We start from the raw sequence: 14408 nt of genomic DNA, 5'->3' as shown, positions 1-14408 counted from the left end.
AAAGTGTGCCACGCTGTTATCGGCGGCGAGTCCGCGAGCATACGTGCGTGTGTGAATACCCGATGTTCGAGCTCTGGACGGCCGGTGGGTTGTGGTTCATTCGGCGCATCCTCGGGGAGGCCGCCACTGACATTCTTGAAAGTACGTGGCTGCCTGCCCATGCTGCCCGAGATCTGTGGTGGCAGATCTTGACTGGTCGGGCGCGGTGACTCAGTGGCACCGCTCATTGTTCGAAGAAGACGCCTGCTGCCTACGGGCAATCTCGTCCGACCGCCGTCGACTAGTCTCGTGGGACCTCCGAGAAGGGGTTTTCTGTCACGATCATGGATCCACCCGGTCCAGAGCAGAACGATGATCCAACTGGTGGTTAGACGCGGGGCGCACCGTGAGCCTCGCTTTTCGATCAGACGGTCAACCCCCGGGGAGCGCGAGGGGCCGGGGCCCCTCGCCGGGGCGGAGCCCCAATGAGCACAGCCTGAGCGCAAGCGAAGGCCATGCCTGTCAACTGGGAAAACAGCCTGAGCGCAGCGAAGCCCCTGCTTGTGAGCAGCGGAAACAGCCTGAGCACAAGCGAAGTCCGTGCTTGGGGGATGATGGGCTGTGCTGAGGACCAAATGAGGAGGATCCGGTGACTCGTCAGATCGTCTCCGTTGTGGGTGGCAAGGACGCCGCCGGCACCGACACGTACGAATCGACCAACCCCGCACGCATCGCCGAGGTCGTCGCCCGCGTCGGCCTGGTCGATGCCCAGGCGTTCGCCGACGCCTGTCGCACCGCCAAGGAGGCGCAGCGGGAGTGGGCCAAGGTGCCGGCTCCGGTGAGGGGACGGGTGATCGCGTCGATCGGGCGGCTGGTCGAGGCCAATGCCGAGGCGCTGGCCCACCTGGTCACCCGGGAGATCGGCAAGCCGTACGCCGAAGCCCTGGGTGAGGTGCGGGAGATCGTTGACACGTGTGACTTCTTCCTCGGCGAGGGCCGCAGGCTGTACGGGCAGACCGTGCCGTCGGAGATGCCGGACAAGAAGCTTTTCACCTTCCGTAACCCGGTAGGTGTGGCGGCGGTGATCACCGCCGGCAACTTCCCGGTCGCGGTGCCGTCCTGGTATCTGGTCCCGGCGCTGCTCTGCGGCAATGCCGTGGTGTGGAAGCCGGCTGAATACGCGGCGGCCTCCGCGCATGCGATGTACCAGCTGTTCGCCGCCGCCGGGCTGCCCGACGGGGTGCTGAACATCGTGTTCGCCGATGGCGTCCAGACCTTCCGGGGGCTGGAGTTGGCGCTGGAGGAGGGCACGGTGCACAAGGTCGGGTTCACCGGGTCCAGCGAGGTCGGTAGGAAGATCGGGGAGCTCACCGGGCGGCATCTGCAGGCGGCCTGCCTGGAGCTGGGCGGGAAGAACCCGATGGTGATCATGCCGGACGCCGATCTCGATCTCGCCGTCGAGGGGGCGCTGTTCTCCGGCTTCGGTACGGCCGGTCAGCGCTGCACCAGCCTGGGCACGGTCATCGTGCATGAGAGCATTCACGATGAGTTCGTCGAGCGGTTCGCCCAGGCCGTACAGAACGCCAAGGTCGGTGACCCGGAGCAGGACGTGCTGGCGGGCCCGCTGCTGGACCAGAAGTTCGCGGATCGGTACGAGGAGTATCTGACCTGGATCCAGCCCCACCACCGCGTCGTGTCCGGAAATATCGGGAAAATTACCGAGGAAGCCCCGCGCCGCGACTTCACCGGCGACGGCGGTCTCTACTACCACCCCGTGGTGGTCGATGGCGTCAAGGCGACCGACCAGCTGTTCCTGGAGGAGACGTTCGGGCCCATCGTGGGCGTGACGACCTTCGAGACGATCGACGAGGCCATCGAGCTGGCCAACCTGCCCGGCTACGGCCTGTCCAGCTCGATCTACACCACCGACGCCCGGTACGCGTGGAAGTTCCGCGAGGGCATCTCCGCCGGCATGGTCAGCGTCAACAACTCGACGTCCGGCGCCGAGGCGCACCTGCCCTTCGGCGGCAACGGCAAGTCCGGCAACGGCAGCCGCCAGTCCGGCATGTGGGTGCTCGACCAGTTCACCCGCTGGCAGGCGATGAACTGGGACCACTCCGGCCACCTGCAGAAGGCCCAGATGGACGTCGCGGACATCGCACCGGATATGAACTTCCGGCTCTAGGTCCTTCTACCTTGAGGGAAGAAAACCACCCCGCCGGGAAGCACGGGCTTCCGGGCGGGTGATGGTCGTGTCACGATAACGGCGCCTTCGATTACAGGGAGAAGCCGATGCGTGACGATCCGACACCGTTAACCGAGGCGCCGACCACCCCGGTGCCGTCGACCAAGGCGCGGACTGCCGGACGGACGACCCAACGGGCTGCTCAACAAACCGCCCAGCAGATCGCGCAGCGGACGATCCGGCTGCGGGCAGGCTTCCCCTGTCGCTGGAGCGTGTGGAGCGCCGACGGCAAGGGCTGGTTCCCGCGCGACACCCCGCCGGCCCGCGACCTCGACGGCCTGCCGTACTTCCACGGCGACGACCTGGTGCTCGACGTCCCACGCGAACCGCTGACGGTCAGGGCGGCCAGAGGCATGGAGTACGACTGGGCGGAGACGACCCTCGTGCCGGGCGACGGCGAGACGCTGGTCGAGCTGGCCCCGCGGCGCATCTATGACGCGGCGGCCCGCGGCTGGTACGGCGCCGACCTCCACGTCCCGCTCAACCAGCCGTGCTGGTACGGCGCCGACCTGCACGACCCGCTCAACCAGCCGTCCCAGTGGGTGGCCGACTCGCAGCACGGCGAGGACCTGCACGTGGTCAACCTGCTGCCGGGCGACCAGGACGCCGTCGAGCGCTGGTCGGGGCGCGATCTGCCGTGGTCGGACGAGACGCACGTGGCCAGGGTGGATCTCGCCCACCACGCGCTCGGCCCTGAAGAGGGCTACGACAACGTCCGCAAGCTGCGCGAACGAGGCGCGCTCATCGGCTACGCCAACGCCTTCCGCGGTCCGGTCGAGACACCCGAGCAGCTCGTCGGCGACGGCGATCCGGGCTACGACGCGCGGCTGTCGGTGGTCGACGCGGCGCTCGGCCTGGTCGACAGCTTCTGCTCGGCGATCGGCTCGGACCGCGCCTACCGCAGGCTGATCGGCGCGGGCAACCGCGTCGCCGCCGTCGCCGGTATGGCCCATCGGCTTGGGCCGATCGGCCGCGAGCGCACCTACGCGCACGTCACCGGGCCGCTGACCGCCGAGTCCTACGCCGACGCGGTACGGTGCGGCCGCACGTTCGCCACGACCGGTCCGTTCCTTGAGCTGTCCATCGAGGGCCACGGCCCCGGCGCCACCCTCGACCTGACCCCCGGCAGCAGGGTGCGGGTCATCGGGCGGGTGATCGGGCCGCTGGTGGAGAACGTACGGCTGCTGACCGCCGACGGCGAACTGGCCGCCGGCCCGCCCGGTGAGGTGGCGGCGGAGCTGACGGTGATCTGGCCGACCTATGTGGTGGCGGTCGCCGAGGGCGGCGGGCAGGTACGGGCGCACACCAGCCCGGTCTACCTCGACGTCGAGGGCCGGCGGGTGGCCAGGGAAGAGGATGTGACGTTCTGCCTGCGCTGGCTGGAACTGCTCGAAGAGCTCGTCAGGGACCGGGTGAGCGCCGACTATCTGGCGGTCGTGGAGGAGGCCCGCAGGGTCTACCAGTCCCGCCTGGTGTGAAAAACGGAGGAACGCGGGCCCCATATCGGGGGTGCCCGCGTTCCTCTCTACTCGCTTACCGAGATCAGACCTGGCCGGCCTTCTCCAGGGCCGAGCAGCAGGTGTTGACCAGCAGGCGGGTGACCACGTACGGGTCGACGTTGGCGTTGGGGCGGCGGTCCTCGATGTAGCCCTTCTTGTCCACCTCGACCTGCCACGGGATGCGTACGGAGGCGCCGCGGTTGGAGACGCCGTAGCTGTACTTGTTCCACGGGGCGGTCTCGTGGGCGCCGGTCAGGCGGCTCTCGATGCCCACGCCGTACTGGGTGATGTGCTCCATCGGCTTGTCACCCTCGCCGAGAGCCTCGCACGCGGTGATGATGGGCTCGTAGCCCTCGCGCATCGCCTTGGTGGAGAAGTTGGTGTGCGCGCCGGCGCCGTTCCAGTCGCCACGGGCGGGCTTGGCGTCGAGCGTGGCCTCCACGCCGAACTCCTCAGCCGTACGGTAGAGCAGCCAGCGGGCGATCCACATGTGGTCGGAGACCTCCAGCGGACCGGCCGGGCCCACCTGGAACTCCCACTGACCCGGCATGACCTCGGCGTTGATACCGGAGATCGCGAGACCGGCGGCGAGGCAGCGGTCGAGGTGAAGCTCGACGATGTCGCGGCCGAAGATCGCGTCGGCGCCCACGCCGCAGTAGTAGGGGCCCTGCGGGGCGGGGAAGCCGCCCTCGGGGAAGCCCAGCGGGCGGCTGCCCTTGAAGAAGGTGTATTCCTGCTCGATGCCGAACCAGGAGTCCTGGTCGGCGAACTGCTCGGCGATCGGGCGGAGCAGGGCGCGGGTGTTGCTCTTGTGCGGGGCGCCGTCGATCTCCTCGACCTCGCACAGGACCAGCACGCTGGTACCGCCGCGGATCGGGTCGGGACAGGTGAAGACCGGACGGAGCACGCGGTCCGAGGAGTGGCCCTCGGCCTGGTTCGTGCTGGAACCGTCGAAACCCCAGACCGGCGGCTCGGCTCCGTCAGCCAGGATTCTGGTCTTCGAGCGCAGCAGGGCGGTGGGCTCGGTGCCGTCGATCCAGATGTACTCAGCCTTGTAGCTCACGTCGGTCCTTTCAGGATGTCTCACAGCCACGCCGAGTCTTGCGGTCAACCGTTTCCCGGTTTTTGCCCGAATGTGAACGTCGTGTTAATCAGTACGGAGAGTCCACCGGGCTATAAGATCATTTATTACAAAATGGGGGGATCTTCATGTACGACCTGTGGTCCGCGCCGGAGGCTGCCGGGCTGGAGTGCCAGTGACAGTGACCGACCTCGACGAGGCGCGCAGGCCACGCGGCCACAAGCACGATCCCGAGGCTCTCACGCCGGGGCAGCGGCAGCTCGGCCGGCACCTGATCGACGTGCACAACGGCTACCGCCAGGAGATGCGACAGGTCCTGGACGCGCTCGACCAGGTCGCCGCGGGCGTCCTCGACGCGGCCGCCCTGCGCTCGGTGATCAACCAGCTGACCATGCGCCAGAACTACTGGACGCTGGGCGCGTTCTGCGCGACGTTCTGCCGGCTGGTGACCGTGCATCACACGATCGAGGACGAGGCCATGTACCCGGCGATACTCGAGCGCGACGGCTCGCTCGGGCCGGTGATCGACAAGCTCAAAGAGGAGCACGAGGTCATCGCCGGGCTGCTGACCCGGCTCGACCAGGCGTGTGTGGACCTGGTGGCCGGCGACACCGGCCTCGACCGGGTACGGGCCGAGGCCGAGCAGCTGGCCGCCGTCCTGTCCTCGCACTTCACCTATGAAGAGGAGGAGCTGGTCGAGCCGATCGGCCGGCTCGACATACGGGTCTAAGGCTCCCGCCTGCTTTAGGGCCTCCTGTCCGTTTCCCTGCCGTCGTAGCCGAGCAGCCGCATGGCCGTGTCGGGGTCCATCGCGGCGGCCAGCAGTTGCGCCCTGGCGTGGGCCTGGTCGCGTTCGTGTTCCGCCTTGGCCTGCGCCCCTCGTACCGCTCTGATGGCGATGAGCGCCAGGCCGGCGCCCACGATCACCGCCACCACGACGACGAACAGGACGAGCAGCAGTCCGGGCGAGGCCATCCCGGCGACCGGGGTCGCGCCCGTCAGGACCAGGCCGGTGAGGAGCGCGAGCACGACGAGCGCCAGCAGACTGGCGACGACGACCCACGCCCGGCGCCTGGGCGGCGGCGGCTCGACCGGCTGGGGCGACGGCGCCGCGTAGACGGGCGCGGGGTCAGGCGCCCACGGCACGAACTCGGGCCTGCCCGGCTCGGCGACGATCTCGGCGGTCACCACGGCGGGCTCGGCGGCCAGGACAGTCCCTACCGGCTCGGGTTGAAGAACCGGCCCAGGTTGAAGGGCGGGCCCGACCGGCCACCCGGGGGTCTGGCCGTTGGGCTGGTAGGCAGGCTCTTCCACCTGCCCAGGCAGGTCGCGCTCGATCCGGCTGTGCTCCTTGTGCGCCCTGGCCGCGTCCCGGTGGTACTCCTCCAGTTCCTGGTACAGCTCGTCGGAGGCGTAGATCGTGCCATCGATCAGCGGCCCGGTCTCCCGCTCGATGATCGCCACGACGTCGTCGCCGTTGAGCGTCTTGTGCGTCTCCAGCGCGTGCGCGAGGCAGAGCACGTCGCGGCGATGTTCCTCCAGCAGCCGCTCGGTCTTCTCCAGCAGCCGGACCAGGTTGAACTCGATCCGCTCGCCCAGCACGTCAGGCGCCAGCTCGGCCTGGCCCCGGCTCGGCTCCCGCTCGGTGATGCCGATCGGGCCGCCGCCGCGCCGTGGCATCGCCTTGCCGCCGTGGATCTCCAGCTCCTGCAGCGCGGGAAGGGAGGTGACGCCCGAGCCCATCCCCCAGTACGACTCCATGAGCGCCGTCAGGAACGTCGCCGAGTGCAGGTCGCTGGAGACGCCGGAGGAGTTGTCCTCGCCGAAGAACATCCGCTCCCCCGCCAGAGAGGCGAGCGAGACCATGATGTCGGCCTCGTACTCGGACTTCCACCGGGTGAACTGGTCCTCAGGCTTGATCGAGGCGACCATGCCCAGGTAGTCGGCGCCCTTCTCGATCGTGGCGATGTCGATCTCCAGGTGGAAGCGGGTCACGTAGGCCACCACGGCGTGGCACGCCTCGTGCACGGCCACGGCGTGCCGCTCCCGCTCGATGTACTCGACGTCTTCGGGCGGGCCGAGCTGCTTGAGTCGCTTGGCCCGCAGTACGTCGGACCAGGAGATGATCTCCCGGCCGTCGCGGATCGCGGTGATCAGCGATTCGTTCACCAGGTCCTTGATCGTGGCGCCCGTCGCGTACGGGGTGATGGTGGCGAGCTTGTCGATCTGCTGCTCGGTCAGCTCGTGGTCGACCTTGTCGAAATAGCCCTGGTACGTGCGGACCCGTCCGGCCTTGGAGGGGTAGCCGACCTTGTAGATGCGGTCGATGCGGCCGGGACGCAGCAGCGCCTCGTCGAGCGCGTCGGGCCGGTTGGTGGCCATCATGACGAGGATGCGGAACTTGGGCGGCGGCTTGGGCCGCATCCCCAGCAGCCGCCTGACCAGGCGGTTGAAGAAGCCGCGCGGCTTCTTGAGCCCGGACAGCTCGGTGAGCAGGGCCTGCAGGGTGCCCGGGTCGCCGCTGTTCATGCCGCCGCCGCCCATGAAGAAGCGGTTGCGGGTCTCCGGCTCCTCCGCCTCCCGCCGGGCGCGGAAGGCGAGCACCGAGCGGGTCTCCTCGGACAGATAGTTGGCGCCGTGACAGCCGGAGAAGCCGCCGCCCTGCCCCTGCGGGCCCTGCTGGGCGAGCCGGCCGCGCTTGCCCAGCGAGTCGGCCTCGTCGAAGAAGACGATCACCCCGCCGTACCGGAGCGCGAGCTTGCGCAGCTTCCTGAAGAGGGTCTTGACCTTGAGGATGCCGATGCCCATAAACATGTTCGTGAACGCGCCGGGGTCGACGAACACGTACGGCTTGCCCGTCTCGCCGGCCACCGCCTCGGCCATCAGCGTCTTGCCGGTGCCCGGCGGCCCCCACAGCAGCAGGCCGCTGGGCACATACCCGCCGCGCCTCTCGATCTCGTCGGGCCGTTCCAGGAAGACGATGTTCTCCTGGACGCGTTCGACGACGTGGTCCTGTCCCCAGACGTCGGAGAAGCGGGTCTCGATGTCGTCGGGGAAGTACGTCTCGACGCCGCCTCTGGACAGGAACCAGAACAGGCCGACGAACTGGATGATGACCACGAAGAACAGGAACACGATCTGGATCAGGAACGGCATCGCCTTCCAGATCAGCGCGGGCGCGCTGAACAGGGCGAGGAACGGGCTGGTCTCAAGCACCGCGCCGAGTACCAGCGCGATCAGCACCACCCAGAAGACGATCTTCGCGGCGCGGGAGAAGCGATACCTGGTCCAGTCGTCGAAGCGCCGGTGTGACCACCGCTCGAACCCGCCGAAGACACGGTGGCTCCAGAAGCGGTGGTAGGCCGACCAGCGCTCGCTGACGAAGAAGTGGAGCTGCCGCAGCGCCTCGACGCCCAGCAGCCAGAAGATCCACTGATAGGCGTACGCGATGGCCCGCATGGCCTCGCCGAAGGACACGATGCCCTCGTAGTCGGCCATCACCTTCCAGGTGAGGACGAGGAAGGCGAGGACCAGCCCGATGAGGAACTTGCTGCGATCCCAGAACCGCATCTTCTTCCTGGTCACGGCTTCGGGATCGGAGGGGCCGCTACCGGGCGCGCGCAGCCCGCCGTGATGCGTGGTCGTGGTCAATGACGCTCCCTCATCCGGGCAGCCGGAGCAGCTTGAAGGTTTGCTCGATCTTGTCGAACTCGGCCGCGCGCGCTCGGAAGCAGATCGCCTGGCAGCCGATGAGCATCACGGAGACCGTGGCTCCCCGCTCGTCGAGGATGGCGGTGTGGTCGAAGGTCTGGACGTCGCCGCCGATCTGGTAGTTGAAGCGAACCCGTACTCCCCTGGCGCCACGGTCCAGCTGGAGGATCTGATCGCTGATCGACTCGAACCGGTTGAACAGCGGTTGCCGCCCGGCCTCGGTCGCCTTGGACAGGTACATCGCGCGGATCTGCGCGGTCACCGGCAGGACGAAGTCACGCAGCCGATCCAGCGACATCCCGTCTCGCTGCTCGTCGGTGAGCTTGTGCACGGTGGCGTAGATGAACGGATCCGTCGAGCTGAGCAGGTGCGTGACGGACGGCTGCGCGGACTGGTCGAAGGCCGTGGACCAGACCCGCTCGCGACGCAGCCGGGCCGCCTCCGAGTTCGGATGGTCGCCCGACAGGGAGAGTTCGATCGGATAGGCGTTGAGCTGGCTGAAGGAGGACGGCACCTTGAAGTAGGTGGTGCCTTCCTTGTCACGTACGTAGGTGAAATCCGGCTGCCCGCACGCTGACAGCATGACGATCGCGGTCATGAGCGCGATCCAAGCCCGTGTCTTGTTCACCAGGGCTTACCTCCGCTTTACGGACCAACGGAGTTGTTGTGCCCGCTTTCATGCGGAATGAGGCCGAGTGTACGGTGATAAATCTTGACCAAATCTTGGCCGTACCTTGGCTTCAGTTGTTACAGATCCGCTCGAAGCGGACGTCCCCACTGCGTTGGCGTGCCCCCATTGGTTCAACCGGCAAAGTAGCGAAAGATAGAGGGATCCCCTGCTACCCGGAGCGGACAATGACAGAACCGGCCATGGAGACAGTGGACAGCTTCGGCATGACGGCGGAGCGGATGTTCGCCGACCTCTGGTCACGCGGCGTCCTCTCGGCCAAGGAGCGCCACCTGCTCCTGCTCGGCCTGCTCGTCGGGCAGGGCATCGACGACCAGCTGGAGGTGCGACTCGACGCCGCGTTGCGCGCGGGCGACCTGAGTGAGAGCGAGCTGCGGGAGGTCGTGGTCTTCCTCACCCACTACGCGGGCTGGACCCGTGGCTCGCGACTGAACAATCAGGTCGAGGATCTGATCGAGGGCGTCAGGCGGGATCGATCCGATAGAGGAGACCTTGGCGGCTGAGCGCGTAGAGCTCCTGCTCATCCCTGACCGGACATATCACCGCGCATAAGCCTCTGCGCCATCGCTTGGTCGTACGATGGCGGTATGAGGAGTAAAGCCATCGCACTTGTGGCAGCCGCCGCCGCCCTCGTGGTGGCGGCGACGGTGGTCGTGATTTTCCGTTCGCCCGCTCCCGACGAAGCGGCGACCGGGGTCCAAAATACGCGCGCTCCGCAGGACATCGCGTCCCACTGGACCAAGGAGCGCATGAATGAGGCCAGCCCGGGATGACGAAAAGCGAGGGGCCGTCAAGCCCCTCGCCTCTTTTATCGTGATTAGTGGGCCGTTACATCGTTATAAACGTTGACAGCCCCGTCACCGTGGTAGGGCGACTTGTAGACGATATTGGTGGGGTTCTGGTTGGCGTCGACGTCCCGGTGGCTGTTGGCGCCGATGATGTAGCCCCAGCCTCGGCTCAGCTGGAGGTCCTGCAGCCAGGGGCCGCCGCTGGAGCCGTGGAACATGTCGTTGTTCATGTGCATACGGTCGTCGGAGGAGCTGGCGCGGGTGACGTTGCCGAAGCAGTACCACAGGTCGTTGCCGGTGAAGTCGGTGCGCTGGTAGCCGTCCTGCGGGAAACCGAAGGCGTTGATGCCGGTCCACGCCTGGCCCTGGTTGAACTTGTAGCCTTGCGAGCCGGTCCAGTCCTGGAGGTTGCCGCGGGCCGGCTGCGGGTTGAAGGCGATGGCCGCGATGTCGTAACTCCAGTTGTGGTTGTTGAACCAGCCGTTCGTCGTGTTGGCGTATCGCCAGGTCCAGCGGCCCTGAGGCTCTAGCCCGTTGTCGGCGTCGGGGACGAAGATGAAGTCGCGGAACCAGCCGGACGCGCCACCGCTCCCCGCGTGCACGCAGTGGCCGGAGGTCCAGACCGTGTTCTTGTTGGCGGCGTTGATCACGCTGCCGGTGCAGTAGCCGGAGCTGTTGTCATTGCGCGTGTAGTAGATCTTGCCGATCGTGAGGGCGGGCATGCTCCCCTGACGCCCCCAGCGCTCGGCCCGCTGGCCGGCGAGCAGACCGGACGACGGACTGGCGGACCGGCTGATCTTCCTGGTCGGCAGCGACCCCTCGGCCGAGCGGCTGGGCAGAACGTTCTTGACCTGCTCCGGCGCCGCTTTCGCGTCCGGGACCGCCACGACCGGCTCCGGCGTGGCCGCGCGCATGCGTTCGGCGGTCCAGTGGGCCTGGATGCTCTTGCTGTCGGACTTGTTCACCGCCCCCGTGGCGGATGCGGCAGGGGAAGGTGCTGCCGTCGCGGTCGCGGTCGCGCTCAACCCCGAGACTGCCAGCAATGTCGCAAAAGCGACAATTGCGGCGCGCCTTGAGCGTGCACTCATGAATCTTCCCTTCCGTGAAGCGATTCTGGCGAACTTTTTCATCTTGAGAGGTCGCCGCTTCAATGTGAAGGGGTATGGGAATTAATTTTCGCCGACGCCCGAATGGCGGCGCTGATTTTGATATCTAACATTTCACATGACAATAAATGGCATTTGTGACAGTGCTGGTGGCTGGCGAGTCAATAGCGGTGTTTGTTACTCCGGCGCACCCTTGGGTCGGCCATTCCCGACCCCCGCCCGGGCAGGCCCGCGCCCCCGCATCGAGACGACGCACAGTGAAGGAACGGATACAAAGGAATTGATGATGCGAAAACACGCCAGCGGCCCTATTGTCACCCCTCGTGAGAAAATTTCCGATCATGGCGCTGACCGTCGCGTCGATGCTCTCCTTAACCGGTACGGCCACCGCCGCGACGACGGCGGCCGACCCCGTCAAACACCCCAAGCTGATCGCCAACCCCCTCTACGAGGCCGGCGCGCTGCCCGTCACGACCTGTGACGAGCCGTCGGTCAAGCGCAACAACCGCAAGCTGGCCCGCGCCTACATCGACGCGATCGTCGCCTGCCTCGACACCACTTGGGAACAGCACCTCACCGCCGCCGGCCTGCCCTTCAGCAAGCCCAAGGTTCGGCACGTGGACAAGTTCCCGAAGACGTACTGCGGCATGAAGACCCGCAAGGACGACTCCCAGGTCTACTACTGCGACCGCACCAACACGCTGACCTTCCAGGTCGGCAAGTCGTGGCTCGAGGACCCGTCCGACATGTGGCTGCTCAATACGGTCTCCTACGTGTACGGCTGGCACGTCAAGAAGCTCGTCGGAATCGCCGACGCCTATGACGTGCTGTCGGTCCACAGCAAGGCCGAGGACCGCGAGCTGAGCCGGCGCAGCTCCCTCCAGAACGAGTGCTTCTCCGGCGCGTTCATCAAGAGCGTCTGGCCGCTGAAGGGCAGGACCACCAAGGACTGGACCTACCTGCAGAGCATGCAGAACGGTGACTCAGCCGGCGAGGCGCGCTGGTACGGCAAGACGGCCACCATCGTCGCCTGGAGCAAGCGCGGCTTCGCCACCGGCGACCCGGGCTCGTGCAACACCTGGGCGGCACCCTCCTCGAAGGTGGCCTAGCCCTTTCGCATCGGCATCCCGGCGGCTGCCCTACCGCGGTCGCCGGATCGCCATGCAGGCCGTCCGTCGCCGAGAATTACGGTCATCAGAGACTCTAGGTAGTCTTAAGATCACACTAAGCGACGTACTGGCGAGGAGGCCGGCATGGGCAAACACGAGCGTGAGCGCGACGAAAAGGACGAGCAGCAGGACAAGTCCTTCGAGACCGAAAAGCCGGGGCCGGACAAGCAGGCAAGCGGGCGCGGCAAGCACAGCAGCGATCGCGGTGGCCGCGGCGAGAAGTGACCGGGGGCTCGCCCCGGGAGCGACACCGCGGCAACCAGTTGACAACTTCGCCTGGAGAGAACTTATAATTCCAGCTGTAGGTTTCCTCTCGGACGGAGGATAGGTATTCCGGGGGACTGAGGAGCCCCCGGGTGTCTTCGGAGGTGAAGCGCGATGCTGCTCACGTCGATCGACCCGTTCATCCAGGAGTTCGAGCGTCAGTTCGACCGTCTCGCCCGCCAAGCCAACGCTCAGGGCAACGGGGCCACGATGCCGATGGACGGGCTCCGCCGCGCCGACGATGTGGTGCTGCGGTTCGACCTGCCCGGCGTCGACCCCGACTCCATCGAGGTCACCGTCGACCGCGGCGTCCTGTCGGTGACCGCGCGGCGCGAGGAGGAGTACGAGCAGGACGAGCGCCTGTTCGTACGGGAGCGGGTAATGGGCTCCTTCACACGCCGGGTCTACCTGTCCGAGCACCTGGATGCCAACGCGATCGAGGCCGCCTACAACAACGGCGTGCTGGCGGTGCGGATCCCGGTGCTGGAGCAGGCCAAGCCGCGCAAGGTGGCCATCCAGCGCACCACCGAGTCACACAAGGCGATCAAGAGCTGACCGCCCACGCAGCGCCCGTTGCACCTGGACAGGCCACGGCCCCGCCCCGGTACGGCCCCTTCGAGCGCCACCGGGCGGGGCCGCCCGCATTCCGACAGGAGGAACGGTCATGAAACTCCCCATGGACGACGAACACGCGGCCCTGTTCACTGTCGGCCAGGTGGCGAACATGCTGGACGTACAGCAGGCGTTCCTGCGGCGCATCGACGACAACCAGGTGGTCTCCCCCCAGCGCTCGTCGGGCGGACAGCGCCGCTACAGCCGCCACGAGATCGGCCGCGTCCAAGAAGTGGTGACGATGATGGACCAGGGCATGACGCTGCCGGCCATCCGTCGCATCATCGAGCTACAGCACGAACTCGCCGAGATCACCCGCGAACGCGACGAACTCGCCCGGCGCCTGGCGGACGCCCAATCCCGCCCGGAGCACATCGAACGCCCCTGAGCACCGGTGAGCACGCTCCCACCAGACGGTGACGGGAGAGGCGTTAAGGTGCTGCCATGCCTACCGCATTGATCACGGGCGCGACCGCCGGCATCGGCGCCGCCTTCGCCCGCCGACTGGCCGCCGACGGGTTCAGCCTGGTCCTGGTGGCCCGCGACGAGGCCCGGCTGGGCGAGATCGCGGGCCAGCTCAAGCTCAGGTACGGCGTCAGCGTCGAGTCGCTGCCCGCCGATCTCGCCACCGACGACGGCCTCGCCCGGGTCGAGGCGCGGCTGCGCGATGGAGTCGATCTCCTGGTGAACAACGCCGGCTTCGGACACCCCCAGAAGTTCCTGGAGGTGCCGGTCGAGGACGAGCTACGCATGCTCAAGGTCCACTGTGAGGCCGTGCTGAGGCTGACGCTCGCCGCGCTACCCGGGATGAGGGAGCGCGACCGGGGCGGCGTGATCAACGTGGCCTCCGTCGCGGCGTTCTTCGTCCACGGCACCTACAGCGCGTCCAAGGCGTGGGTGGTGAACTTCAGCGAGGCGACCGCGGCCGAGGTGGGCAATCCGCGTATCAAGGTGATGGCCTTGTGTCCCGGCTTCGTGCGGACGGAGTTCCACGACCGGGCGTACATGGACACCTCCCACATCCCCCGCTTCCTGTGGCTCAAGGCCGACAACGTGGTCAACGCGGCCATGCGCGACCTGGCCCTGGGCAAGCGGGTGTCGATTCCGGACGTGCGGTACAAGGCGGTCGCGGCGATCGGCAGGTTCGTCCCTCGCACGATCGTCAGCAGCGCGGCGGCGAAATTCGGCCGCTGAGGTCGTACAAGGCCGCTGAGGTCGTACAAGCAGGCGGGCCCCCACCCGCGGGAGGGGGTCGCGGTGGGGGCC

The 14408-nt window shown here is 67.2% G+C and carries 15 protein-coding genes; 11 read left to right on the top strand and 4 right to left on the bottom strand.

The genetic code is table 11. The features are described 5' to 3' along the window. Window positions 1-628: 628 nt before the first annotated feature. A complete protein-coding gene (locus ACIBO2_RS46930; protein ID WP_358537871.1) occupies window positions 629-2164 on the top strand; it encodes an aldehyde dehydrogenase family protein in 1536 nt (511 codons plus the stop codon). Window positions 2165-2271: 107 nt separating this feature from the next. Continuing rightward, a complete protein-coding gene (locus ACIBO2_RS46925; RefSeq protein ID WP_358537868.1) occupies window positions 2272-3702 on the top strand; it encodes a CehA/McbA family metallohydrolase in 1431 nt (476 codons plus the stop codon). Window positions 3703-3766: 64 nt separating this feature from the next. Here the strand turns inward: ACIBO2_RS46925 and glnII are convergent, their stop codons facing one another. Next, on the bottom strand, window positions 3767-4786 hold the full coding sequence (gene glnII / locus ACIBO2_RS46920) for a glutamine synthetase (protein ID WP_358537865.1): 1020 nt from the start codon (window positions 4784-4786) through the stop codon (window positions 3767-3769). A 193-nt stretch (window positions 4787-4979) separates the two neighbouring features. Between glnII and ACIBO2_RS46915 the strand changes: the two genes are divergently transcribed. Continuing rightward, entirely contained in the window at window positions 4980-5534 is a 555-nt protein-coding gene (locus ACIBO2_RS46915; protein WP_358537862.1) for a hemerythrin domain-containing protein, read from the top strand. Between the two features lie 14 nt (window positions 5535-5548). Here ACIBO2_RS46915 and ACIBO2_RS46910 read toward each other — a convergent pair whose 3' ends face one another. Beyond that, on the bottom strand, window positions 5549-8455 hold the full coding sequence (locus ACIBO2_RS46910) for an AAA family ATPase (protein WP_397304372.1): 2907 nt from the start codon (window positions 8453-8455) through the stop codon (window positions 5549-5551). A 10-nt stretch (window positions 8456-8465) separates the two neighbouring features. After that, window positions 8466-9143, bottom strand: a complete 678-nt coding sequence (locus tag ACIBO2_RS46905; protein ID WP_358537856.1) for a hypothetical protein — start codon at window positions 9141-9143, stop codon at window positions 8466-8468. A 227-nt stretch (window positions 9144-9370) separates the two neighbouring features. Between ACIBO2_RS46905 and ACIBO2_RS46900 the strand changes: the two genes are divergently transcribed. Beyond that, window positions 9371-9706, top strand: coding sequence for a carboxymuconolactone decarboxylase family protein (locus ACIBO2_RS46900; RefSeq protein ID WP_358537853.1), 336 nt, complete (start codon window positions 9371-9373; stop codon window positions 9704-9706). Between the two features lie 84 nt (window positions 9707-9790). Next, the gene (locus ACIBO2_RS46895; protein WP_358537851.1) at window positions 9791-9976 is read left to right on the top strand and encodes a hypothetical protein; all 186 of its coding nucleotides are present in this window, start codon (window positions 9791-9793) and stop codon (window positions 9974-9976) included. 44 nt (window positions 9977-10020) lie between these two features. Here the strand turns inward: ACIBO2_RS46895 and ACIBO2_RS46890 are convergent, their stop codons facing one another. Further along, window positions 10021-10956 (bottom strand): hypothetical protein, encoded by a 936-nt coding sequence (locus ACIBO2_RS46890; RefSeq protein WP_358537848.1) that lies wholly within the window; start codon window positions 10954-10956, stop codon window positions 10021-10023. Between ACIBO2_RS46890 and ACIBO2_RS46885 the strand changes: the two genes are divergently transcribed. The 6 genes from ACIBO2_RS46885 (at window position 10949) to ACIBO2_RS46860 (ending at window position 14336) form a co-directional block, all read left to right on the top strand. Then, on the top strand, window positions 10949-11164 hold the full coding sequence (locus ACIBO2_RS46885; protein WP_358537845.1) for a hypothetical protein: 216 nt from the start codon (window positions 10949-10951) through the stop codon (window positions 11162-11164). The two genes, ACIBO2_RS46890 and ACIBO2_RS46885, sit on opposite strands and share 8 nt — an antisense overlap. 256 nt (window positions 11165-11420) lie before the next feature. Beyond that, window positions 11421-12206 carry a neutral zinc metallopeptidase gene (locus tag ACIBO2_RS46880; protein ID WP_397304371.1) on the top strand — a complete coding sequence of 262 codons (786 nt, stop codon included), beginning with the start codon at window positions 11421-11423 and terminating at the stop codon, window positions 12204-12206. Between the two features lie 144 nt (window positions 12207-12350). Next, window positions 12351-12491, top strand: a complete 141-nt coding sequence (locus ACIBO2_RS46875) for a hypothetical protein (protein ID WP_358537839.1) — start codon at window positions 12351-12353, stop codon at window positions 12489-12491. Window positions 12492-12644: 153 nt separating this feature from the next. After that, window positions 12645-13085: an Hsp20/alpha crystallin family protein gene (locus tag ACIBO2_RS46870; protein WP_358537836.1), complete on the top strand. Its 441-nt coding sequence runs from the start codon at window positions 12645-12647 to the stop codon at window positions 13083-13085. A gap of 109 nt (window positions 13086-13194) precedes the next feature. After that, a complete protein-coding gene (locus ACIBO2_RS46865) occupies window positions 13195-13530 on the top strand; it encodes a MerR family transcriptional regulator (protein WP_358537833.1) in 336 nt (111 codons plus the stop codon). A 56-nt stretch (window positions 13531-13586) separates the two neighbouring features. Next, complete coding sequence (locus ACIBO2_RS46860; protein ID WP_358537830.1) at window positions 13587-14336, top strand: SDR family oxidoreductase; 750 nt, start codon at window positions 13587-13589, stop codon at window positions 14334-14336. Window positions 14337-14408 lie beyond the last annotated feature (72 nt).

Origin of the sequence: Nonomuraea sp. NPDC050022 (genome assembly GCF_044460705.1) — a bacterium.
In the GTDB taxonomy this organism is placed as follows: Bacteria; Actinomycetota; Actinomycetes; order Streptosporangiales; family Streptosporangiaceae; genus Nonomuraea.
This window is presented reverse-complemented; position numbering and strand designations above follow the sequence as displayed.